Raw genomic sequence first — 22288 nt, 5'->3', positions numbered from 1 at the left:
GCGCGGGTTCTCACAAGGTCGTCTATGGTGGGCCGCAATGGCCAGTGCAGCATCAGTGGACGACCTCCGTCCCGGCGACCACGCGTGTCTGACCTATTCGGACGCGGAGGAACGCCTGGACATCGTCGCCGCGTTCGTGCGCGACGGTCTCGGCGCGGGCCAAAAGGTCATCTGCTTCACCGACGTCGGCGGCCAGGTGGACGTCGCCAACGAGCTGGCCGAGCGGGACGTCAAGCCGGCCAACGGCGGCCAGCTCGCGATCCGCGACAACGACGCTGCCTGGCTCTCCGCCGGCCGGGCCTCCGCCACCAACATGATCGAGATGCTCTCCGGCGAGCTGGAGACGGCGCACCGCGACGGGTTCGCCGGGCTGCGGGTGACCGCCGACATGTGCTGGGCCACCCGCCCGGTCGCGGCGGTCGACGAGCTGCTCGTCTTCGAGACCCGGGTGGCGGGCCTGTTCGCCGACGGGCGGCTGACCGCCATCTGCCAGTACGACCGGCAGAGCTTCGACCAGGTGACGCTGGCGTTCGCGGCGAAGGCGCACCCCCGCGCGGTGGCCGCCGCCGTCTACTACGAGGACCCGCTGCTGCGCATCTGCCGGCAGCACGCGCCGCCCGGCATCCGGCTGGCCGGCGAGATCGACTACCGGCGGGTGCCCGAGCTCAACCAGGCGCTCGCCGAGGCGCTGCGGCTGGGCGGTGACATCCACGTCAACCTCACGCACCTGACCTTCATGGACGCGGCGGCCGCCGCCGCGCTCGGCCAGGCCGCACTGAGCCTCCAGCCCGGCCGGGCGATGGCGATCGTGTGCGGGCGGGCGGTACGCAAGGTGCTGGACCTGGTCGGGGTACCTGACCAGCCGGCGGTCCGGATAAGGCTGGCACATGGTCGACCGTGACAACGGTCCCACCCACCCGGACGGTGCCCTGCCGATGGCCCCGCCGGACGGCGAGGTCGCACTCGACCAGCGCTTCGACGCGGACGCCCTCTACGCCCTGCGCGCCGCCGTCGCCGCCCACGCCACTGATCTCGGCGCCGGCGAAGAGCTTGTCGAGGAGCTCGTGGTGGTCGCGAACGAGCTGGCCAGCAACGCGATCCGCCACGGCGGCGGCACCGGCCGCCTCCGCCTGTGGCGCGACGGCGACCTCATCCACTGCGAGGTCAGCGACAAGGGCCCGGGCCTGGCCGACGGCGACGCGGGGCGCGAGCGAGTGCCGATGACCGCGTACGGCGGCCGCGGCCTCTGGGTGGTCCGCCAGATGTCCCAGCACGTCGACGTCCACACGAGCCCGAGGGGCGCGACGGTCACCGCGGCGTTCCCTGTTCGCCCGTAGTGTTCGCCCGTAGCGTTCAGGCCCGCTGGCCGCCCGTGGGCCGCCATACGATCCAGGGATGACGGTGGTTGCCGCGTACGACGCGTACGCCGACTGGTACGAGGACTACGTCTCCGGCAGGGCCGCGCCGTACACGAGACGCAGCGGCGACCTCCTCGCCGACCTGCTCGGGCCAGGCGAGGGCACCTGCCTCGACCTGTGCTGCGGCACCGGCGTGCGCGCGGAGACGCTGCGCGAGCTGGGGTGGACCCCGCTGGGCGTCGACCTCTCCCGCGGCCAGCTCCGCCACGCCGCCGCCCGCATGCCGGTAGCCGTCGGCGACGCGGCCGCACTCCCGGTGGCGACGGGGTCGCTGCCCGCGGTGGCGTGCGCGCTTGCCCACACCGACCTGCCCGACTACGCCGCGGTACTGCGCGAGGTGGCCCGCGTGCTCCGGCCAGGCGGGCGGTTCGTCCACATAGGAGTACATCCGTGCTTCGTGGGCGCGTTCGCCAACTGGAGCGACCGCCCCCGGGTACTCGTCGACGAGCGCTACGCGGACCGCTCGTACACCACGGACGCCTGGGACCCGTCGGGCGTACGCGCGAGGGTCGGCGCCTGGCACGTCCCGCTGGCCGACCTCCTGAACGCCGTAACGGCCGCCGGCCTACGCCTGGTCCACGCCGCCGAGGCAGGCCCCGGCGGCGTAGCCGACGTATTGGGCCTGCTAGCCCTCAAGCCCGCACCGCCCGCCTGACCATCCAGGGCTGCGGGCGCGCAACCCTGGCCAGGTCCGGCGCCGACAAAGTCGGCGGGGTCGTCCGCGCCGAAGGGCCGGGTTGGATTGTGAGCCGCCGAGGGTGAGGCCGCGGGAGCAGCGGTCCGGACCACGACGGGCATCGCGGTAGCTCAGATCTTCGCCTGTACCTAGACCAGGGCGGGTACGCGGACCGGGGCCGGCGTGCGCGTGCGGGGCGGATTTGCCGCCGGGGCCGGGCACGCCGTCTGGAGGGTGCGGAGGACGCGGGTGCGTTCGTCCACATCGGAGACCGTGACCAGCAGGCAGCCCGGGCGGGTCAGGACGCCGGCCGTCACGTTCAGCAGGCGTGCGGCGCGGACCAGGACCGCGGCCATCTCCTGGTCGCCCAGGCGTACGCCGAGGAAGTCGGCGCGGAGTCGGCGGCCGCCCGCGAGCAGTGCGGCCCGCCAGGCGGCGCGGGCCAGGACGCCGCGTTGGGCGTTGCGGGGTGAGGAGGAGCCGATCGGGTCGGTGCCGAGCAGGGCGCGGCGGCCCTGGCGCCAGGCCCCGGCCAGCAGGCGGAGGGCGTCTTCGCGCTGCGCGTGTGGTACCACCACGCTGTGCACCTCGTAGCGACGGCGGCCGCCGCCGATGGTGACCTCGTGGGTCGCGGTGAAGCCCAGGTCGTCGAGGAGCGTGGCCAGGCGGACGGCGGCCTCCTGGTGGTCGAACTCGGCCAGCGCGGGCAGCGCCATCGGCGCCGCCGGCACGACGGCGCGCCACTCGGGGCGGCGGCGGCCGGGCACGCGGCTCACCTCGGTGCACTGGATGAGGGAGCTGGCCTCGAAGGCGCCAGGCAGCAGGTCCGCGGGGACGACGGCGTCGAGCGGGACCCGTGCCGTGCGTACCGGATCGTCGATCATCGTCTGTCCCCTTTCATAGGCTCGCAATCACGGTCGCTGATCCGCCCGTTCGGCCGGTACACCCACGGTTAGGACTTGAGGGAAACTTGCGCGGACCGGGCCGCGTGCACGAGAGTGCATCAGGACCGCATCGTCTAGGGGGCTGCGCTGTGGGCGGGGACGCGGGGTGACCTCTCATACGACACCTCTATGGCGTCGCCATGTGGCACGCCGCACCGTGCTGACCGGATTGTCGGCCTTGGCCACCGTCACGCTCACCGGCTGTATGGGTGGCACACCGCAGCGGCGCCAGATCCGTATCGCGACCGGCAGCCGGACCGCGGTGTACTTCGCGGTCGGTAGCGCGCTGGCCGCCATCATCGAGCAGGAGCTGCCGGAGACCGACGCGGACGCGATAGTGACCGCGGCCTCGGCGGAGAATGTCCAGCTGATCACCAACAGCAAGGCGGAGATCGGCTTCACGCAGGCCGACATCCTGGTCAGCGGCACCACGCCCGACCCGCGGATCGCCGCCCTCGCCCGCGTCTACGACGACCTGCTGCACCTCGTCGTGCGCGCCGACAGCCCGATCAGGTCGCTCGAACACCTGCGCGGCAAGCGGGTGTCGGTAGGCGCCCGCGGCTCCGGTACCGGCTTTACCGTGAAGCGCCTGCTCACGGTCGCCGGACTGGTCGGGCCGGGGATACTGACCCAGGTCGAGATAAACCTGGACGACTCGCTCAAGGCCCTGGCGGTCGGCGAGATCGACGCGTTCTTCTTCTCCGGCGGCCTCCCGGTCTCCGGCATCAAGCAGCTCGCCGGCAAGCGGATCGTCGACCTGTCGAAGTCGGTCACGGCGATGCGCAAGCAGTACGGCGACGTGTACGTGGTGCGCGACGTGCCCGTGTCCGCCTACCAGCTGCCGCCGGTGGCCACGATCGCGGTGCCCAACTTCCTCGTCGTGCCCCGCCAGATGGCCGACGACCTCGCGTTCGACCTCGCCCGCATGCTGCTGGAGCGGCGTGACGTGCTGGCCCGCGCGCACCCCGCCGCGGAAAACCTCGACGTCCGCTCGGCGGTGGCCACGCTCCCGGTACCGCTGCACCCGGGCGCCGCCGAGTACTTCAAGTCGGTCAAACCTTAAGCCGCTCGGCCGGCGTGGGTGCCGGCGCCGGCAGGGGAGCGGGGGCCGGCCCGGCCGGAAACCACATCCGCGCCTCCAGCCCGTGCGGGTCGGCCGAGCCCAGCGTGAACCGCCCGCCGGACGCCTCCACCAGCACCATCACGATCGGCAGGCCGAGGCCGGCGCCCTCGACGTTCTGCGCGTCGGGCGCCCGCCAGAACCGCTCGGTGGCGAGCTGGCACTGCTCCTCGGTCATGCCGCAGCCGTTGTCGCGTACGACCACCTCGACGCCGTCGTCCCGGGCGGCGACCTCGATCTCGACGCGCCCACCGGTCGGCGTGAATTTCAGCGCGTTGTCCACGAGCGCGTCCAGCGACTGGTCGAGCGCGGTGGCCACGTGCCGCGCGTACAACGGCTGGTCCGGAACGAGGGTGACCAGGTCGATGCCGCGACGCTCGGTCATCGGCCGCCACGCCAGCCACCGGTTGAGGGCGACCTCCACCGCGTCGACGACCTCGAACTGCTTCTGCCCCCGCTCGGCGCGGGCGAGCGCGAGCAGGCCGTCGAGCACGCTGGCCAGGCGGTCGGTCTCGGCCAGCGCGATCCCGTGGTCGGCGCGGGCCAGGTCGTCGTCGATCAGCTTGGTGCCGAGGTCTTCGACCCGCAGCCGCAGGACGGTGAGCGGGTTGCGCAGCTGGTGGCTGGCGTGCGCGACGAACGACCGCTGCCGTTCGAGCGCTTCGGCGACCGCGTCGGCCATCTCGTTGAAGCTGGCCGACATCCGTCTCAGCTCTGGCGGGCCGTGCTCGGGCTGCACCCGCGCGCCGCTGTCGCCGGCGGCGATCTCGTGCGCGACCGCGTCAAGGCGGGTGACCGGCCGCAGCACCCAGCCGGCCATCCGCAGCGCGGTGACCACGCAGGCGGCGACCGCGAGCAGGCCGAGCAGGCCGAGCTCGAGCCACGACGAGATCACCACGCGCCGGCTGCGGCTCGTGGGTGAGATCGTGACGACGGTACCGAGGACAGCGCCACCGTCGTTGACCGGTACCGCCACGATCAGCTGCTGCTCGTGCCACGGCCACAGCGTCGCCGGGGTACCCACCTGGCGGCCGGCGAGCGCGCCCCGGATCGCCGGATTCAGCCGCTCGTTGTCGGGCAGCGGCCCGCCGAAGACGCTCTTCGTCTGCGCGTCCTGGTCGAGCAGGACGGACGCGATCCCGTACAGGTCGTAGTAGCGCTGTAGCTCCGCCTTGACCGCGTCGAGCTCGTTGCTGCGCAGCGCGGGCGCGGCGAGCGCGGCGAAGCGGGTCGCGTCGGCGAGGCGGTCGGCCAGCACCCGCTGGGTCTCGCGGTTGGTGAGCGACACCGCCAGCGGCACCTCGAGCGCGAGCAGCACCATGCAGAGCAGCAGCACGTACGTACTCACGAGTCGACGACGCATTTCCTACCTCTGTTCGAGACTGCGGGGCTCGGTCGCTAGGGCTCCCTCACTCCTCGCGCTCACGGTGTGCCCTGCCCCAATCCCAGAGTCAGTCGGTGCGCAGACGGTAGCCCACGCCGCGAACCGTCTGCACCAGGTTGGGCTCGTCGAGCTTGGCCCGCAGCGATGCGACGTGCACCTCAAGTGTGTGGCGGCCGGACCAGGTGGTTTGCCAGACGTCGAGCAAGATCCGCTCGCGGGTCACCGCGACGCCGGGCTGGCGGGCCAGCGAGGCGAGGATGTCGAACTCCTTGCGGGTCAGCGCCACCGCCCGCCCACGCAGCTGCACCGTGCGGGCCGCGTGGTCGATCCTCAGCTCCCCGATCTCCACCGCCTCGCGTGGCGGCACGCTGCGGGCCGCGCGCCGCAGCAGCGCCTCGATCCGCGCCTGGAGCTCGGCCATCGAGAACGGCTTGACCACGTAGTCGTCGGCGCCCATCCGCAGGCCGGTGACCCGGTCGCGCTCCTCGGCCCGCGCGGTCACCGCGATGATGCCGAGGTGCTCGCTGCGGGCGCGGAGCGTACGGCACACGTCGACGCCGTCGCCGTCAGGCAGGTTGAGGTCGAGCAGCACGAGGTCACAGGGGGCAGCGGCCAGCGCGGCGGTGGCGGTGGCGGCGTGCTCCACCTCGTAACCGCGTCGCTGAAGCATCGACATCATCACGGCCGTGACCCGCCGATCGTCCTCCACGAGCAGTATCCGCATCGGCTTCCGCCCATCGCCCGCCATGCGCCCTTCCCAACCGGCCGGAATGTAGCCCATGGATGTTTCCGGCTGGTGCGCACCGACCTGAGCCTTTGCGTCACGCTAGACTACTGCGGCTTTTCGGCTCGGGCCCGCATGGTAACGGGAAGATAACTTGCCGGCACTTTCGCAGTGACCTTCGCATCGGATACAGTGCAGCCGACTAGCCGGGCGATCCACCATCCTGGATGGGATGTGATGTCGAGTGCCCCGCTTGTCCGCCATCTTTCTCGCTGTCCTGGTCGCCGGGATCGTCGTACCCGCGACGCCGGCGTCCGCCGAGGTCACGTTCAACAGCACGATCGTCAACCACAGCGCCGGTACCTGTGCCGAGGTGCCCGGCGGCGCCGCCACAAGTGCCCTCCAGCTCGCGCAGGCCGCCTGTGGCGCTGGCGCGCGGCAGACGTTCACGTTCACACCGGTGGCCGGCATGGCCGCCACGTACACGATCCGCACGCTCACCGCTGGTAGCTGCGTCGACGTGAGCGGCGCGTCGACCGCCGACAACGCGACGGTCATCCAGTACGCCTGCCACACCGGGACCAACCAGCGGTTCCGGCTCACGCAGACCGGCGGCGCGTTCCAGGTCGTCGCCACCCACTCGAACAAGTGCGTCGCCCCGGCGACCGACGGCCGGCTCGTCCAGCTGCCGTGCACCACGGCCGCCGCGCGCCTGTGGCGGCTGCCCGGATACACCGACGGGGGTACCGGCACGCGCACGTTCACCAACCCGATCAAGACGCGCGGCCCGGACCCGTGGCTCACGTACTACGACGGCTACTACTACCTGGCCACCACGACGTGGAACAACACGATCACCATGCGCCGCTCGCGCACGCTCGGCGGGCTGGCGACCGCGCCGGACACGCTGCTGTTCACGCTGACCCGGCCGAACGGTGCGGGCACGATGTGGGCGCCGGAGTTCCACCTGCTGGACGGGCCGAGCGGGCGCCGCTGGTACTTCTACTACACCGCTGGGCGGGAGCCGTTCAACCTGGGTACGCAACGGATCCACGTGCTGGAGAGCGCCGGGCTGGACCCGATGGGCCCGTACACGTTCAAGGCCGACCTGCTCGACCCGGTCTCGGACAACACATGGGAGCTGGACCCCGGGATCCTCCAGCTGAACGGCAACCTCTATCTACTGGGGACGTTCTACAACGGGTCGCAGCCGATGTTCATCCGGCCGCTGAGCAACCCGTGGACGGCGAGCGGCACCCGGCGGACCCTGACCACGCCGACGCTGTCGTGGGAGACGGTCGGCGGCGCGGTCGCCGAGGGCGGCGAGGTGTTGCAGCGCAACGGGCGCACGTTCATCGTGTACTCGGCCTCGCACTGCTCCACGCCGGACTACAAGCTGGGCATGCTGGAGTACATCGGCGGTGACCCGCTCAACTCGTCCTCGTGGCGGAAGTTCCCGAACCCGGTCTTCCAGCGCAGCAACGCCAACGGGGTGTACGGGCCGGGGCACAACGGCTTCTTCAAGTCGCCGGACGGTACCGAGGACTGGATCGTGTACCACGCCAACAGCTCGGCCAGCGGCGGGTGTGACATCAACCGGTCGACGAGGGCCCAGAAGTTCACCTGGAACGCGGACGGCACGCCGAACTTCGGCACCCCGGTCGCGCTCGGCACGCAGCTCGCCGTGCCGTCCGGCGAGCCGGCGTCCTGATTGTGCGTGGCCCCGGGGCGGCGCGGCCCCGGGGCCACGCCTCAGCGCGGCGGATCCCTCAGGGCAATCGCGATGTCCGAATCCCGCCAGCATCGCGGCCCGTACGGGGGCAGATTTGGGTCATGTCCACTGTGTTCACGACCATCGACACGCCCGTAGGAACGCTGCTGCTGGCGGCCTCGGACGGGGCGCTGACCCGCGTCTCGTTCGGCCGGCCCGACCCGTCGTGGCGCCAGGTGGGGGCTGGCCCCGCCCCTCTCACTGACGCGGCCGGGCAGCTGCGCGCCTACCTCGCCGGCGAGCGGTACGGCTTCGACCTGCCGGTCCGGACCGCCGGCACACCGTTCCAGGAGCGGGTGTGGGCCGCGCTGGACGAGATCCCGTATGGCCGCACGCTGACGTACGGCGCGCTGGCCGAGCGGGTCGGCGCACCCCGCGACCGCATCCGCGCGGTGGCCGCCGCGGTCGGGGCCAACCCGCTGCTCGTCGTCCGCCCCTGCCACCGGGTCGTGGGCGCGGACGGTGCGCTGACCGGGTACGCCGGCGGCCTGCCCGCCAAACGCCACCTACTCACCGTCGAGGGCGCCCTGCAAACCGCCCTCTTTTAGCCCACGTGGCACGTTTCGGGGATATCACCGGACACGCGCTTTCCTAGCGTTGGCCGCATGACGGAATTCGACGTTCCGGCCTGGGACACCGACCATGACAGGCTGATCGACCTGGTGCGTCACGACCTCGATCACGACGGCATGGGCCACGACACCCAGGTCGACCGCCTGTCGTACGACCTCGACGGCGACGCCCACTTCGACCTGGTCAAGGACGACAACACCCTCGACGTCTACCCCTACTAGGGGCTATTTCGGGCGGGCCTGGCGTACGGGAGTGAACAGCGCGGTCGCCGCCACCGCCAAGGTGCCGACGCCGGCGAGCGCGAACGCGAGCGGCGCGCCGTGGCGCTGGGCCAGCCAGGTCAGCCCTGCCGCGCCGAGCCCGCCGAGCGAGAAGTGGATGGTCCAGAACGCCGAGGTGACCCGGCCGAGCAGGTGGTCGGGGGTGACCTCCTGCCGCAGCGACATCGAGCAGATGCCGCCGATGCTCATGCAGCAAAAGTAGATCCCCATCAGCACGGCGACGTCGACGGGGCCGCCGGTCAGGCTCAGGCCGGCCACCGCCGTGCCGCCGACGGCCACCGAGCCGATCCAGCAGGCGCCGAAGCCGAACCGCTTGCGGAGCGCGGCCACGACCAGCGAACCGGTGACCGTGCCAGCCGCGCCGGCCATCAGGACCAGGCCGATCGTGCCGTCCGGCTGGCCGAGACCGTTGCGCAGGTGGTACACGACGACGTCGTCGACGCCGTACGTGAGCAGGATGAACGCGGTCAGCAGGCCGGTCAGCGGCCGCAGCACCGGGTGGCGGAGCAGGAAGCGGGCACCGGCCAGGAACTCGTCCCACGGCCGGGTGCGACCCTCGCCGGTGCCGTCCGTGGCGGCGAGCGCCGGCAGGCGTACCAGCAGGAGCAACGCCGCGGAGAGTCCGAAGGTCGCGGCATCGACGGCGATCGCGCCCGAAGGACCGACCCATCCGGAGATCGCACCGGCCGCGGCCGGGCCGACCAGCGACGCCAAGGCGGTGCCGGCGAAGAGCCGGCCGTTGGCCTTGGTCACCTCCTCGGCACTGACCATGCTGCGCACCGCGGCGACGGCCGCGACCTGGAAGCACATCCCGAACGCCGAAGCCAGCGGGAGCAGGACGAAAAGCAGCCAGACCGGCGGCGAGCCGGCGGTGAACGCGACGACCGGGATCACCGCGAGCAGCGCCATCCGGGCCAGGTCGCAGCCGACCAGCAGCCGGGAACGGTTTACCCGGTCGACGATCAATCCGGCGAAGAGGCCGGTCAGCACGTTGGTCGTGCCGATGATGCCGGTGAGCAGCCCGGCCTTGGCGACCGAGTCGGTCAGGTCCAGTACCAGCAGCGGCACCGCCAGCTGCGAGAAGGAGTCGCCGAAGACGGAGAGCATCTGCGACGCCCAGAACGCGCCGAAGCGGCGGTTGCCCCGGAGCGACGACGCGGCGGCGGGGCGAGCGGACGTCGTAGATATGAGTCGATCTTAAACACGACCCGCGCCGGATGCTGCCACGGGAGCGGCCCCGACCAGGCCCGCGTTCGCGGTGAGCGCAGCGGTGTGGGGAGGATGGACCCGTGCGGTACGGGGTGCTCGGGGCGGTACAGGTGCTCGGCGCCGGCGGGGTCGAGGTGCCCGTCGGTGGGCCGCGTGCCCGCGCGCTGCTCGTGCTCCTGCTGCTCGACGCGGGCCGGATCGTGCCGGCCGAGCGCCTGATCGACGGCCTTTACGGCGACAGCCCGCCGGCCGGGGCCGCCAACGCGCTCCAGTCGCAGGTGTCGCGGCTGCGGCAGGCGCTGGGGGAGTACGCGCCGATCGAGTTCCACCCCAGCGGGTACCGGCTCGCGGTGGCGCCGGATGACGTGGACGCGCACCGGTTCGCGCGGCTCGCGGCGGACGGGCAGCGGGCGCTGGGCGTGGGGGACCTCGCCGGGGCGGTCGCCGCGCTGCGGGAGGCCCTGGCGCTGTGGCGGGGGCCGGCGCTGGCCGACGCGCCGCACGCGGCCGGGCGGGCGGCGCGCCTGGAGGAGCTGCGGCTCACCGCTGTGGAGGACCGGGTCGAAGCGGAGCTGGGGCTGGGCGCGGCGTCCGGGCAGCTGATCGCCGAGCTGCGTGACCTGGTCGGCGCGGAGCCGCTGCGGGAGCGGCCGCGGGCGCTGCTCATGCGCGCGCTGTACGGGGCGGGGCGCCCCGCCGAGGCCCTTTCCGCGTACGAGGACGCGCGCCAGGTCTTCGCCGACGAGCTGGGCACCGACCCGTCGCCGGAGATGGCCGCGCTGCACGTCGCCATCCTGCGCGACGAGGTGGCCCGGCCGCCGGGGCTGCCGGGGCAGCTGACCAGCTTCGTCGGGCGCGAGGAGGAGCTGCGCCGCGTGGGGAAGCTGCTCGGCGAGGCGCGGCTTGTCACGCTGCACGGGCCGGGCGGCGCCGGCAAGACGCGGCTGGCGGTCGAGGCGGCCGGGCGGCAGGACGGCGAGGTGTGCTTCGTCGAGCTGGCCGGCCTCCACCCCCGGGCCGGCGACCGCGGTCAGCACGGCCCCCAGGCCGGCGAGCGCAGCGACGAGGGTGACGTGGCGCGCGCGGTGCTCAGCGCGCTCGACCTGCGCGAAGCCAGCCTGCGCGGTCCGGCCGACCCACGTGACGCGGCGCAGCGGCTTGTCGCGGCGCTCGCCGACCGGCGGCTGCTCATCGTGCTCGACAACTGCGAGCATGTCGTCGCCGAGGCGGCCCGGCTCGCCGCGCGCATCCTCGCCGCCGCGCCAGGCGTACGGGTGTTGGCCACGAGCCGCGAGCCGCTGGGCATCACCGGCGAGGCGCTGTGCCCCGTCTTCGGGCTGGCCGTGCCGCCGGACGAGCCCCCGGACGACACCGCCACGTACCCCGCCGTGCGGCTCTTCGCCGACCGGGCGGCCGACGCCGTACCCGGGTTCGCGATCGATGCCTCCAATGTGGACGATGTGCTGCGCATCGTGCGTACCCTCGACGGGTTGCCTCTCGCCATCGAGCTGGCCGCCGCGCGCCTGCGGGCCCTGCCGGTCGCGGACGTCGCGGCCCGTCTCGACGATCGCTTTCGGCTGCTCAACCGTGGCAGCCGCGCGGCGCAGCCCCGCCACCAGACCCTCCGCGCGGTCGTGGAGTGGAGCTGGGACCTGCTCGACGAGGCCGAACGGCGGCTCGCCCGGCGGCTGACCGTCTTCGCCGGTGGCGCCACCCTCCCCGCCGCCGAACGGGTCTGCGGCGCCGACATCGACGTCCTCGCCAGCCTCGTCGACAAGTCGCTCGTCGTGGCCCGAATCGAGCCGGCATCCGGGGCCGAAGCGAGCGGGGGAGCTGGTGGGCGGTACCGGATGCTGGAGACCGTGCGCGCCTTCTGCGCCGAGCGGCTCGCGGAGAGCCCGGACGACGTCCAGGTGCGCGGCGCGCACGCCGCGTACTACCTCGACCTGGCCCGCGAGGCCGACCCGCACCTGCGCCGCGCCGAGCAGTTGGAGTGGCTGCGCCGCCTCGACGCCGAGCGGGACGACCTCCGCGCCGCCCTCGCCCGCTCGATCGACGACGACCCGCCGACCGCGCTGCGCCTGCTCTCCGCGCTGTCGTTCTACTGGTGGCTGCGCGGCCTGCGCACCGAGGGGGCCACGCTCGCCGCGCGCCTGCTCACCGTGGTCGGCGAGGAGCCGCCCGAGGACCTTCTCGAGGAGTACGCGATCTGCGCGATCACCGCCCACTTCGGCGGCGCCGCCGACCTCTCGATGCGGCCGTGGGCGACCGAGCAGCTCATCCCGGCGCTGGGGCGGCCGCCTCGGCAGCCGTTCCTGCTGTACGTCTCGGCGATGGCCACCGGGCCGCCGAGCGAGGGCCCGCTCACGTTTCCGGAGATGGTCGAGCGGTGGGGGCCGATCTTCGGGGACGACCCGTGGATCCACGCGCTGGGTTCGATCGGCGCGGGCCTCCTCCAGCTCTTCAGCCAGCGGGCCGACGAGGCGGAGCGGGAGATCGCGACCGGGCTCGCCGGGTTCCGGGCGATCGGCGAGCGGTGGGGCATGATCCTGGCGCTGGCGGCCACGGCCGAGTTCGCGGTCGGGCGGGGCGACCACGCGGCGGCGGTCGCGCCGATGGACGAGGCGCTGTGGCTCGCCTCGGAGCTGGGCTCGACGGTCGACATGGCCGAGCTGCTGCGTACCCGCGGTGACGGCCGGGTCGCCGCCGGCGAGCTGGACGCGGCGCGCGCCGACTACGAGCAGTCCGCGGTGTACGCCCGGCGCTCCGGCGCACCCGAGATGGTCGCCGCCGCGCACCTGGGGCTGGCCGAGGTGGCCCGCGCCCGGGGCGACCTGGCCGGGGCCCGGCGGTGGTGCGAGGAGGCGCTCGCTGAGTGCCCGAGCGGGTGGTTCAGCGCGGACGCGACCCGCTTCGGCGTGCTCGTGGCGCACGGCCGGATCGCGCAGGCCGAGGGGACGAGGCGGCCGCCCGGGAGTGGTACCGCCGGGCGGTGGCCGCGACCGCCGGCATCCGCGCGATGCCGACGCTGGCCGACGCGATCGACGGCCTTGTCGCGCTCTCCGACCCTCGTGACGGCTCGCTGCTGCTGGGCGCGGCGGTGGTGCTGGAGGCGCTGCCCCTGGACGAGGCGCGGGCCCGCGCCGAGGACCCCGCCGCCTTCGAACGCGGCGCGGCCCTACCGCGCGGCGAGGCGCTTACGGTGCTGTCAGCCGGCGGTGCGTGAGCGGTCAGCGCCGCCCGCCACCTTGGTCGACATGACGACCCAGACCCCCGCGGTGGTGGCCGAGGACCTGCGCAAGCGGTACGGCGCGACCACCGCCCTCGACGGCTTCGACCTCACCGTGCCGCCCGGCACCGTGTGCGGCATCCTGGGCCCGAACGGCGCCGGTAAGACCACCGCCGTGCGGGTCCTCTCCACACTGCTGCGGTTCGACGGCGGGCGCGCGTTCGTCGCCGGGCACGACGTGTCCCGCGAACCCGCCCAGGTGCGCGCCGCGATCGGCCTCACCGGCCAGTACGCGGCGGTCGACGACATCCTCTCCGGCCGCCAGAACCTCGTGCTCTTCGGCCGCCTCCACCACCTGCGCCCCCGCGCGGCGAAGCGGCGGGCGGACGAGCTGCTGGAGCGGTTCGGGCTTGTCGAGGCGGCGGACAAGTCGGCCAAGGACTACTCCGGCGGCATGCGGCGCCGCCTCGACCTGGCGGCCAGCCTCATCCGTACGCCGCGGGTGCTCTTCCTCGACGAACCGACCACCGGCCTCGACCCGCGCAGCCGCAACCAGCTGTGGGACGCGGTGCGCGAGCTTGTCGCCGGCGGGACCACGGTGCTGCTCACCACGCAGTACCTGGAGGAGGCCGACCAGCTCGCCGACCGCATCTCGGTGGTCGACCACGGGCGGGTGGTGGCCGAAGGTACCTCCGACGAGCTGAAGCGGAAGATCGGCGCGGACCGCATCGAGGTGGTCGTGCGGGACGCGGCGGACCTGGGCGCGGCGGCGCGGCTCGTCGGCCAGGCCACCGCCTCGCCCCCGACGTCGACCCCGACTGGCGCAAGGTGAGCGCGCCGGTCGCCGACCGGGTCGCAGCGCTCGGCGAGGTGATGCGGTCGCTCCAGGCCGAGGGGATCACGGTCGAGGACATCGGGGTACGCCGCCCGACGCTGGACGAGGCGTTCCTCCAGATCACCGGCCACCGTTCCATCCCGGCGGTGGCGTGATGGCGTCGCTGCGCTGGGCCCTCGCGGACGGGTGGACGATGACCCGCCGCAACATGGCGCACGTGGTCCGCGCGCCGGAGGAGATCGTCATCTACTTCAGCCTGCCGATCATGTTCGTGCTCGTCTTCGGGTACGTCTTCGGCAGCGGCATGTCCGTCCCCGACGGCGGCAACTACCGCGAGTACCTGCTGCCCGGCGTCTTCGTCATGACGATGCTGTATGGCCTGGGCGCCACCGCAACGGGGGTCGCCGTGGACGTGAACCGGGGCGTGGTGGACCGCTTCCGCTCGATCGACATGGCCCGCTCCGCGCTGCTCGTCGGCCGCAGCGGCGCCGACCTGCTTCGCGCGCTGCTGGAGATGGCGACGCTTGTCGTGTGTGGACTGCTGGTGGGCTGGCAGTGGCGCGACGGCGTCCTGGACGCGCTCGCCGCGGTGGGGCTGATACTGCTGTTGCGGTTCGCGCTGACCTGGGTGGGAATCTACTTCGGACTGATCGTGCCCAACCCCGACACGGTGGCCGTGGTGGTGTTTCCGGTGGCGTTCCCACTGACCGCGCTCTCCAACGTCTTCGTCGCCCCGACCTCATGCCGGACTGGCTCGGCACGATCTCGTCCTGGAACCCGCTCTCCGCGACGGTGGCGGCCAGCCGCGACCTCTTCGGCAACCCGGGCACCGGCGGCGACTCGTGGGTGGCACAGCATCCGCTGCTGCTGGCGATCGTCTGGCCGGTACTGCTGATCGCGATCTTCGCGCCGCTCGCGGTACGCCGCTACAAGCGCCTGAGCCGCTGACCGGGTCAGTGGGTGGGGGTTAGGTCTACGCGGCGCAGGAGCTGGGCGTTGAGGGCGACCACGATGGTCGAGCCGCTCATCAGTACCGCGCCGATCGCCGGGCTCAGCGTGAAGCCGGCCCAGGCGAGCACGCCCGCCGCGAGTGGGAGGGCGATGACGTTGTAGCCGGCCGCCCAGGCGAGGTTCTGGACCATCTTGCGGTACGAGGCGCGGGACAGCCGGATCACCCCGGTGACGCCGCGGGGGTCGGACGAGGCGAGCACCACGCCGGCGGACTCGATCGCCACGTCCGTGCCGGCGCCGATCGCGATGCCGACGTCGGCACGGGCCAGGGCGGGTGCGTCGTTGACGCCGTCGCCGACCATCGCCACGGTGTGGCCGCGCTTCTGGAGGTCGGCCACCGCGTCGTCCTTGTCGGCGGGGAGCACTTCGGCGAAGACCTCGTCCAGGCCCAGGTCCGCGCCGACCGACTCGGCCACGGCCTTGGCGTCGCCGGTGATCATCGCGATCTTCCGGACGCCCTCGCGGCGGAGTTGGGCGATCGCGTCGCGGGCTTCCGGGCGTACCTCGTCCTCGAGGGCGAGCGCGCCGATCACCTCTGGGCCGCCGCTCCCGTCCAGGCGGACCAGGTGGAGGACTGCGGCGCCGCGGCTCGACCACTCCTCCGCCTGCTCCGCCAGGCCGTCCGGGACCTCGGCCCCGAGCTCCCGGAGCAGGGCGGGGCCGCCCACCGCGTACCCGATGCCGCCGATCGTGGCGCGGACGCCGCGGCCGGTCAGCGAGCGGAAGTCGGTCGCGGGAGCGGGGTCTTCCGCCGCCGCGACGATGGCCTTGGCCAGGGGTGTTCGCTGTCGGCCTCGACACCGGCGGCGAGGCGGAGCACGTCCGGGCCGCCCGCGACGCCGGTGACCTTGTGGGCGCCCTTGGTGAGGGTGCCGGTCTTGTCGAAGAGGACGGCGTCGACCGTGCGCATCCGCTCCAGGGCGAGGCGGTCCTTGACCAGGATGCCGGCCCGCGCGGAGACCGCCGTCGACAGCGCGATGACCAGCGGGATGGCCAGGCCGAGCGCGTGCGGGCAGGCGATGACGAGGACCGTCACGGTACGGACGACGGCCTCGCCCAGGTCGCCGGTGACCCACCAGGCGGCGAACGTGACCACGCCGGTCGCGGTGGCGATGTAGAAGAGCATCGCGGCGAACCGGTCGGCCAGCACCTGGGCCCGGCCGGCGCTCGCCTGGGCCTGGGCGACAAGGCGCTGGATGCCGGCCAGGGCGGTGTCGTCACCGACCGCGTCGACCCGGACCCGGATCGCGGAGTCGGTGGCGACGGTACCGGCGACAACGCGGTCACCGGGCTGGCGCGGTACCGGCCGGGACTCGCCGGTGATCATCGACTCGTCCAGCTCGGCGGCGCCCTCGACAATGCGGCCGTCGGCCGGGACGCGACCGCCGGAGCGGACCAGGACCACGTCGCCCTGCTTGAGCGAGGTGGTCGGAACCCTTTCGCCGGTCACCAGCTCGGCCTCGTCGGGCAGCAGCGCGGCGAGGGCGGACAGGGCGCCCTGGGCCTGGCCGATCGCCTTCATCTCCTGCCAGTGGCCGAGCAGCATGATCGTGACAAGGGCGGCCAGCTCCCACCAGAAGTCCAGGTCGAACGCGCCGAGCGCGGTGAGGATCGAGGCGGCGTACGCCACGGTGATCGCCATCGAGATCAGCAGCATCATGCCGGGGGCGCGGTCGCGGACCTCCCGCACGCCGCCGACCAGGAAGGGCCAGCCGCCGTAGAAGAAGATGACCGAGCCCAGGACCGGGCCGACCAGGTCGACGCCGGGGAAATCCAGCGTGTACCCAAACCAGTCCATCACCATCTCGCTGGTCAGCACCACCGGGACGGTCAGTGCCAGGCTCAGCCAGAACTTCCGCCGGAACATCTCCGGGTCGTGACCCGCGTGCTTGTCGTGACCCTGCCCATGCTCGTGGCCGTGTTCGTGGTGCTGGCTGTGGTCCATGGCTGTACTATACCCCCCTAGGGTATGTGGCGCGAGTACGATGGGAGGCCGGGAGAGGATGAGATGGACGACACCGCACAGGCACAACACGGATATATCCACCAGAAGGACGACTACCTCAAGCGGCTGCGCCGCATCGAGGGCCAGGCGCGCGGGCTCCAGCGCATGGTCGAGGAGGAGAAGTACTGCATCGACATCCTGACCCAGGTGTCAGCGATGACGAAGGCACTCCAGTCGGTCGCGCTCGGACTGCTCGAAGAGCACCTCAGCCACTGCGTGGCCCAGGCGGCCCAGGCCGGTGGCGCCGAGGCCGACGAGAAGATCCGCGAGGCCTCCGACGCGATCGCCAGGCTGGTCCGCTCGTAGAAGATCCGCTCGTGAGAAATTGGGAGGCGCCGCCCAGCGGAGATCGGCAGGCTGGGAGCGTGTCCACATTCGAAGAGCTTGTCGACGAAGGGGCGGCCGCGCCCGTCGAGGGTTGGGACTTCTCCTGGTTCGCCGGGCGGGCGACGGAGGAGCGGCCACCCTGGGGGTACGCGCGGCTGATCGGCGGCCGCATGTCCACCGTGGAGGCGGGCCTCGACGTCCAGACCGGCGGCGGGGAGGTGCTCGCCACCATCCCCACGGCGCCGCCGCGCCTCGCGGCCACCGAGTCGTGGCCGCCCAACGTCGAGGTGGCCCGGCGCAACCTGGCGCCGCTGGGCGGGACGGTGTACGAGGTGGCGGACGACGCTGAGCTGCCGTTTCCGGCGGAGTCGTTCGACCTGGTGGTGAGCCGTCACCCGGTGCTCACCCGGTGGGACGAGATCGCGCGGGTGCTGCGGCCCGGCGGTTCGTTCCTGTCGCAGCAGGTCGGCAGCGGCACAATGCGCGAGCTGACCGAGGCGATGATGGGACCCGTGCCGGCGAACCCCGCCCGTGAGACGGGCCGGACGGTCGCCGCGGCGGAGGCGGCCGGGCTGAGCGTGGTCGACCTGCGGGAGGCGACGCTGCGGGCGGAGTTCTTCGACATCGGCGCGGTCGTGCATTTCCTGCGCAAGGTGATCTGGACCGTGCCCGGGTTCACCGTCGAGGCGTACCGCGACAAGCTCCGGGCGATGCACGACCGGATCCACGCCGAGGGGGCATTCGTGGCGTACAGCCGCCGCTTCCTCATCGAGGCGCGGAAGCCAGCGTCGTAAGGCCCAGCCAGCGTCTTAAGGCCTAAAACAGCCCTGGTCTGAACGAAACGGACACGCGCCAGCGATCAATTACCGGACCGCGTGTATCAGCGGGACGTGTGAACCGCTCATGTCCGCGTGATGCCAACGTCGATCCCGTCAAATCAGCACCGTCCCGGGGCGCGTCGTGGACGTGCTGCCAGGCCGTTCGCGAGAATGGGGCCGGCGATCCGGGGGACGGGATGGACCCATTGGCGGAGGCGGATGCACGCGATCTCGTGGAGCGAGTGCGGGATGGCGACAACGAGGCGTGGGTGGCGCTGACCGATCGGTACGTGAGCCTGCTCTGGTCGGTGGCGCGGGGCATGCGGCTGAGCGAGGCGGACGCGGCCGACGCGGTGCAGACCACGTGGCTGCGGCTGGTGGAGGCGCTCGACGGGCTGCGTGACCCGGGGCGGGTCGGCTCCTGGCTGGCGACCACGATGCGGCGGGAGTGCCTGGCGGTGCTGCGGCGCCGCGCGCGGGTGGTGGCCGCCGAGGGCTGGGACCAGCTGGCCGGCGACACGGCCGCGCTCGACGAGGCGCTGCTGCTGCAAGAGCGGGACGCCGCGCTGTGGCGGGCGTTCAAGAGGATGGGGCCGCGCTGCCAGTCGCTGCTGCGGATGCTGATGGCCGACCCCGCACCGTCGTACGCGGAGATCTCCGAGGCGCTCGACATGCCGATCGGCGGCATCGGCCCGACGCGGCGCCGCTGCCTCGACAACCTTCGCAAGATCATGCTGACCGGGGCGCATCCGTTCGAGGCCCCATCAGCGGGAAGCGTTTGAGGAGGCCGCCATGACCACCTATGTCAGTGTGGGCGAGCTCGATGACGACGCCCTGATGGCCGAGCTGCGGCGGATCGCCGCCGAGGTCGACCCGGTGCCGCCGAGCGTGATCGAGGCCGCCCGGGCCGCGATCTTCACCCGCCACCTGGACCACGAGCTCGCCGAGCTTGTCGCCGACTCGGCCGACGCCGGCTCCGGCCTGCTCTACGAGGCGGTGCGGGGTCCGGGGGGCGAGGAGACGCGCCTGCTGACCTTCGACGGCGGCGGCGTGCAGGTCGACGTCGACCTGACCCCGGCCGGCCCGGGGCTGCGGATGATCGGGCAGTTCACCGGCCCGGTGAGCGAGTGCGGCGTGGAGCGCGGCGACGGTGGCAGCCTCGATGTCGACGTCGACGAGCTGGGCCGCTTCGTCGCCGACGGCGTGCCGCCGGGCCCGATCCGCCTGCGCTACAGGTCCGAGATCGGCCAGATGGTACGGACGTCGTGGCTGGTGGCGTGACCGTAGAGCCGGCCCCGCGTGATCTGCGGGGCCCTCGCGTGATCTCACCGCCCGAGGGCGAGGAAGGACAGGGCCGTGGCGACCGCGACCGGGTCGTCGCCGGCGGCGCTACGCACCCCAAGCAGCGCCTCGGCGAAGGACGCACCCGCCCGCAGCCGCTCGTGGAAGGCGACCATCAGCGGGGCGGTGGCGCCGTCGTGCACCGGTACGATGCTGGCCAGGATGCTCGCCGTGCCGAGCGGCACGAGCGCGGTCACCATGCCGAGCAGCTCGTCGACGACGGACGCCCCGGGGGTGGAGGCCGCGACAGAGCCGGCGGTGACGGTACCGGCCACGCCCGACTCGCAGCTGGACAGCACCAGCCGCAGCGGCGCGCGGCGCAGCCGTCCCAGGTCGTGCACCATCAGCGGCCCGTCGTCCAGCGACAGCGCGGAGAAGAGCGGGTTTTCACTGTGGAAGGTGCCGTGCGCGGCCACGTGCGCGGTCCACGCCCCGTCCAGCGCGGCGAGCGTCCCGGCGGCCGTGGCGGCGCCGTCGCTGAGCACGGTGGCGTCCGGGTAGATGGCGGAGAGCTGCTTCAGCTCGACCGCGCTCGCGTCGAGGCCCGGGCCGCCGACAAGCGTCACACGGCGCCGGCGCGGCGCCGGTACGGCACCGGCGCGCAGCCAGGTGGCGGCGGACGGGGCGACCGCGAGCGGGGTCCCGCGCAGCGCCGGGAGCAGCGCCCACGGCACCGCGTGCAGCTGCGCGGGCGGCACCACGACGACCGGGTCGGCACCGGCGAGGTCGGCGGCGGCCGGGCCGAGCAGCGCCCGCTGGAGCGCCGTCCCGGCCAGGTCGAGGCGGCCCAGCGTGCCGCGCGGCGCCCGGCCGTGGGCGAGCCGGCGCAGCATGAACCGGGCCAGGTCCACCTCCCGCTCGGCGTCCGCGACCGACCCGATGGCGTGCATGCGGACCCGCCGGCCGACGACCGTGGTGGCGTAGAGGACGCCGTCGACCGCGGTCAGCTCGGCCAGCCGGTACCCGCCCAGCCCGTCCAGGAGCGCGGCGAGGTCGGTACCGGCGAAGCCGCCGCCGGCCGGGTCACCCGCCGCTCGCCGGGTGCGCGCCCGGATCGACGCCTCCAGCGTGTCCCGCTCGTGGTCGAGGGCCGCGATCGGCGCACCCTCAGCCCGGGCGGTTTCGAGGCGGCGTACGACCGCGCGCAGCGAACCCAGCTCGGCGACAAGCTCCGGGTCGTCCGGCGGCAGCGCCGGTGGTACGGCGAGCGCGCTGGCCCGCCACCGCTCGGTCCACTTCAGCAGCATCCGCCCGTCGCTCCGCTGGACGGCGTGGCGCAGCGCGATCGCGACAAGCTCCGTACCGTACGCGGCGGCGTGCGCCCGCAACTCCGGCGCGCCGAGCGTGCGCTGGTGCTCACCCGCGGCGACAAGCCCTCGGCGGCAGGCGACGAGTGTCGCGGCGGTGTCGCCCCGGGCCTGCGCGCGCAGCGCCTGAGCCAGCCAGCCGGCGGCGTGCCCGAACGCGGGGCCGCGGTGCCGGAAGCGGGCCGCGCTCGCCAGGTGGCGCTCCGCGTCGGCGGCCTTCCCCAGCCCGGCGGCGAGCCGCCCCGCCAGCAGGTGCGCGGCCGGCGCCTCCTCGGCCCGCAGCGCGTCCAGCCGGTGCGCCAGGTCGACGGCCTGCCGCAGGAGGCGGCCGCCGCGCTCGCCGCCCGCGTGCCGGGCCTGCGCCACGACGAACGCCGCGCGGGCGTGCCACCACTGCCGGCCCTGCCTCCGGAAGAGGTCACGGGCGGCCGCCGCCCGCTCCGAAGACTCTGGGAAGCGACCGGTGGCCAGCGCCGCCCGGGCGGCCGCGAGCAGCAGCTCCGCCACCTTCGTACGCTCGCCGCCGGTGCCGGCGCGCCTGACCGCCTCGTCGGCCACGGCGACCGCCTCGCCGGCCAGACCCGCGGCGAGCAGCACCGCGCACCGGTCGATGGCGAGGTTGGGGCGGTTGACCCCGAGCCCCGTGTACCGCTCGGCGGCCTCGTCCAGGAAGCCCAGCGCGCGCGGGATGTCGCCGCCCTGGAGGGCCAGGTCGGCGCGGCTGTGCACCGCCATCGCCGACTCCATCTCCTGCCCCGCCTCGGCCAGGAGCCGCTCGGCGATGGCGAGGTCGCGGTCGGCGCGGGCGGCCTGACCGAGCGCGGCGTACACGAGGAAGCGGTGGGTACGCGAGCGGGCCTCCCAGACCAGGTCGCCGCCGCGGTGCAGCAGGTCGATCGCGCGGCGCAGGTCGGCGAGCGCCTCGTCGTACCGACCCAGCAAGCGCAACAGGCTGGCCCGGCGCATCAGCACCCGGCCGGTGTGGACCCCGCCCGCGGAGCCCGCGACCGCGGTGTCCAACATGGTCAGACCCTGTGCCGTACGCCCGGCGAACCCGAGCGTCGCGCCCAGGGTGGCCTGCACGTCGACGGTCCGCTCGGCGGAGGGGGACTGCCGGGCGGCACGGAGGGCGGCGCGCAGTTCGGCGATGGCGTCGTCAACCCGTCCGGAGTCGCGCAGTACGATCGCCCGCGCTTGGTGTGCGATTGATGCGGTGGTCGGGTCCGGACGCTGGGCGAGCACCTGCCCGGCCCGAGCGAGCGCGTCGGCCGGGCGTGACACGGCGAGAGCGAGCAGTGCCTCGTCCACCAGAACA

At 73.4% G+C, this 22288-nt stretch carries 17 protein-coding genes and 3 pseudogenes; 14 read left to right on the top strand and 6 right to left on the bottom strand.

Annotation, left to right across the window (positions count from 1 at the left end; all coding sequences use genetic code 11):
• Positions 1-37: 37 nt before the first annotated feature.
• Genes Pflav_RS16195 through Pflav_RS16185 form a run of 3 tightly spaced genes read left to right on the top strand, consistent with a single transcriptional unit; the run spans position 38 to position 2073 of the window.
• The gene (locus Pflav_RS16195; protein ID WP_173036915.1) at positions 38-901 is read left to right on the top strand and encodes an MEDS domain-containing protein; all 864 of its coding nucleotides are present in this window, start codon (positions 38-40) and stop codon (positions 899-901) included.
• The gene (locus tag Pflav_RS16190) at positions 888-1337 is read left to right on the top strand and encodes an ATP-binding protein (RefSeq protein ID WP_173036914.1); all 450 of its coding nucleotides are present in this window, start codon (positions 888-890) and stop codon (positions 1335-1337) included. The genes Pflav_RS16195 and Pflav_RS16190 overlap by 14 nt, the downstream gene beginning before the upstream one ends.
• Before the next feature lie 58 nt (positions 1338-1395).
• Positions 1396-2073, top strand: coding sequence for a class I SAM-dependent methyltransferase (locus tag Pflav_RS16185; RefSeq protein WP_173036913.1), 678 nt, complete (start codon positions 1396-1398; stop codon positions 2071-2073).
• A 170-nt stretch (positions 2074-2243) separates the two neighbouring features.
• On the opposite strand, the gene Pflav_RS16180 is transcribed toward Pflav_RS16185, so the two are convergent.
• Entirely contained in the window at positions 2244-2978 is a 735-nt protein-coding gene (locus tag Pflav_RS16180) for a hypothetical protein (RefSeq protein WP_180201265.1), read from the bottom strand.
• Between the two features lie 202 nt (positions 2979-3180).
• Here Pflav_RS16180 and Pflav_RS16175 point away from each other — a divergent pair, with 202 nt between their 5' ends.
• The gene (locus Pflav_RS16175; protein ID WP_269474510.1) at positions 3181-4101 is read left to right on the top strand and encodes a TAXI family TRAP transporter solute-binding subunit; all 921 of its coding nucleotides are present in this window, start codon (positions 3181-3183) and stop codon (positions 4099-4101) included.
• Here Pflav_RS16175 and Pflav_RS16170 read toward each other — a convergent pair.
• Entirely contained in the window at positions 4091-5521 is a 1431-nt protein-coding gene (locus Pflav_RS16170) for a sensor histidine kinase (RefSeq protein WP_173036912.1), read from the bottom strand. The genes Pflav_RS16175 and Pflav_RS16170 overlap by 11 nt on opposite strands.
• Before the next feature lie 88 nt (positions 5522-5609).
• On the bottom strand, positions 5610-6266 hold the full coding sequence (locus Pflav_RS16165) for a response regulator transcription factor (RefSeq protein WP_173036911.1): 657 nt from the start codon (positions 6264-6266) through the stop codon (positions 5610-5612).
• Between the two features lie 244 nt (positions 6267-6510).
• Between Pflav_RS16165 and Pflav_RS16160 the strand changes: the two genes are divergently transcribed.
• From Pflav_RS16160 to Pflav_RS16150, 3 genes are all read left to right on the top strand, one after another.
• A complete protein-coding gene (locus Pflav_RS16160; RefSeq protein WP_173036910.1) occupies positions 6511-7977 on the top strand; it encodes a family 43 glycosylhydrolase in 1467 nt (488 codons plus the stop codon).
• A gap of 122 nt (positions 7978-8099) precedes the next feature.
• A complete protein-coding gene (locus Pflav_RS16155) occupies positions 8100-8585 on the top strand; it encodes a methylated-DNA--[protein]-cysteine S-methyltransferase (RefSeq protein WP_173036909.1) in 486 nt (161 codons plus the stop codon).
• 57 nt (positions 8586-8642) lie between these two features.
• On the top strand, positions 8643-8831 hold the full coding sequence (locus tag Pflav_RS16150) for a hypothetical protein (RefSeq protein ID WP_173036908.1): 189 nt from the start codon (positions 8643-8645) through the stop codon (positions 8829-8831).
• A 3-nt stretch (positions 8832-8834) separates the two neighbouring features.
• Here Pflav_RS16150 and Pflav_RS16145 read toward each other — a convergent pair whose 3' ends face one another.
• Complete coding sequence (locus tag Pflav_RS16145) at positions 8835-10079, bottom strand: MFS transporter (protein WP_269474624.1); 1245 nt, start codon at positions 10077-10079, stop codon at positions 8835-8837.
• Between the two features lie 101 nt (positions 10080-10180).
• Between Pflav_RS16145 and Pflav_RS49300 the strand changes: the two are divergent.
• The 3 genes and pseudogenes from Pflav_RS49300 to Pflav_RS16130 form a co-directional block, all read left to right on the top strand.
• Positions 10181-11335: pseudogene (locus Pflav_RS49300) on the top strand (BTAD domain-containing putative transcriptional regulator); the annotation flags it as partial.
• 2022 nt (positions 11336-13357) lie between these two features.
• Positions 13358-14319 (top strand): annotated as a pseudogene (locus tag Pflav_RS16135) (ATP-binding cassette domain-containing protein).
• Positions 14319-15059 carry an ABC transporter permease gene (locus Pflav_RS16130; RefSeq protein WP_232071478.1) on the top strand — a complete coding sequence of 247 codons (741 nt, stop codon included), beginning with the start codon at positions 14319-14321 and terminating at the stop codon, positions 15057-15059. Before Pflav_RS16135 ends, Pflav_RS16130 begins: the two are co-directional and overlap by 1 nt.
• 58 nt (positions 15060-15117) lie before the next feature.
• On the opposite strand, the pseudogene Pflav_RS16125 reads toward Pflav_RS16130, so the two are convergent.
• Positions 15118-17120, bottom strand: a pseudogene (locus Pflav_RS16125) (copper-translocating P-type ATPase).
• A 63-nt stretch (positions 17121-17183) separates the two neighbouring features.
• Here Pflav_RS16125 and Pflav_RS16120 point away from each other — a divergent pair.
• The 4 genes from Pflav_RS16120 (at position 17184) to Pflav_RS16105 (ending at position 19606) form a co-directional block, all read left to right on the top strand.
• Positions 17184-17486, top strand: a complete 303-nt coding sequence (locus Pflav_RS16120) for a metal-sensitive transcriptional regulator (protein WP_173036906.1) — start codon at positions 17184-17186, stop codon at positions 17484-17486.
• A gap of 59 nt (positions 17487-17545) precedes the next feature.
• The gene (locus tag Pflav_RS16115; RefSeq protein ID WP_173036905.1) at positions 17546-18301 is read left to right on the top strand and encodes a class I SAM-dependent methyltransferase; all 756 of its coding nucleotides are present in this window, start codon (positions 17546-17548) and stop codon (positions 18299-18301) included.
• Positions 18302-18567: 266 nt separating this feature from the next.
• Entirely contained in the window at positions 18568-19107 is a 540-nt protein-coding gene (locus Pflav_RS16110; RefSeq protein WP_232071477.1) for an RNA polymerase sigma factor, read from the top strand.
• A 10-nt stretch (positions 19108-19117) separates the two neighbouring features.
• A complete protein-coding gene (locus Pflav_RS16105) occupies positions 19118-19606 on the top strand; it encodes a hypothetical protein (RefSeq protein WP_173036903.1) in 489 nt (162 codons plus the stop codon).
• A gap of 44 nt (positions 19607-19650) precedes the next feature.
• Here the strand turns inward: Pflav_RS16105 and Pflav_RS16100 are convergent, their stop codons facing one another.
• Positions 19651-22281, bottom strand: coding sequence for a CHAT domain-containing protein (locus tag Pflav_RS16100; RefSeq protein WP_173036902.1), 2631 nt, complete (start codon positions 22279-22281; stop codon positions 19651-19653).
• Between the last annotated feature and the right edge of the window lie 7 nt (positions 22282-22288).

It is taken from the genome of Phytohabitans flavus (genome assembly GCF_011764545.1).
GTDB lineage: Bacteria > Actinomycetota > Actinomycetes > Mycobacteriales > Micromonosporaceae > Phytohabitans > Phytohabitans flavus.
This window is presented reverse-complemented; position numbering and strand designations above follow the sequence as displayed.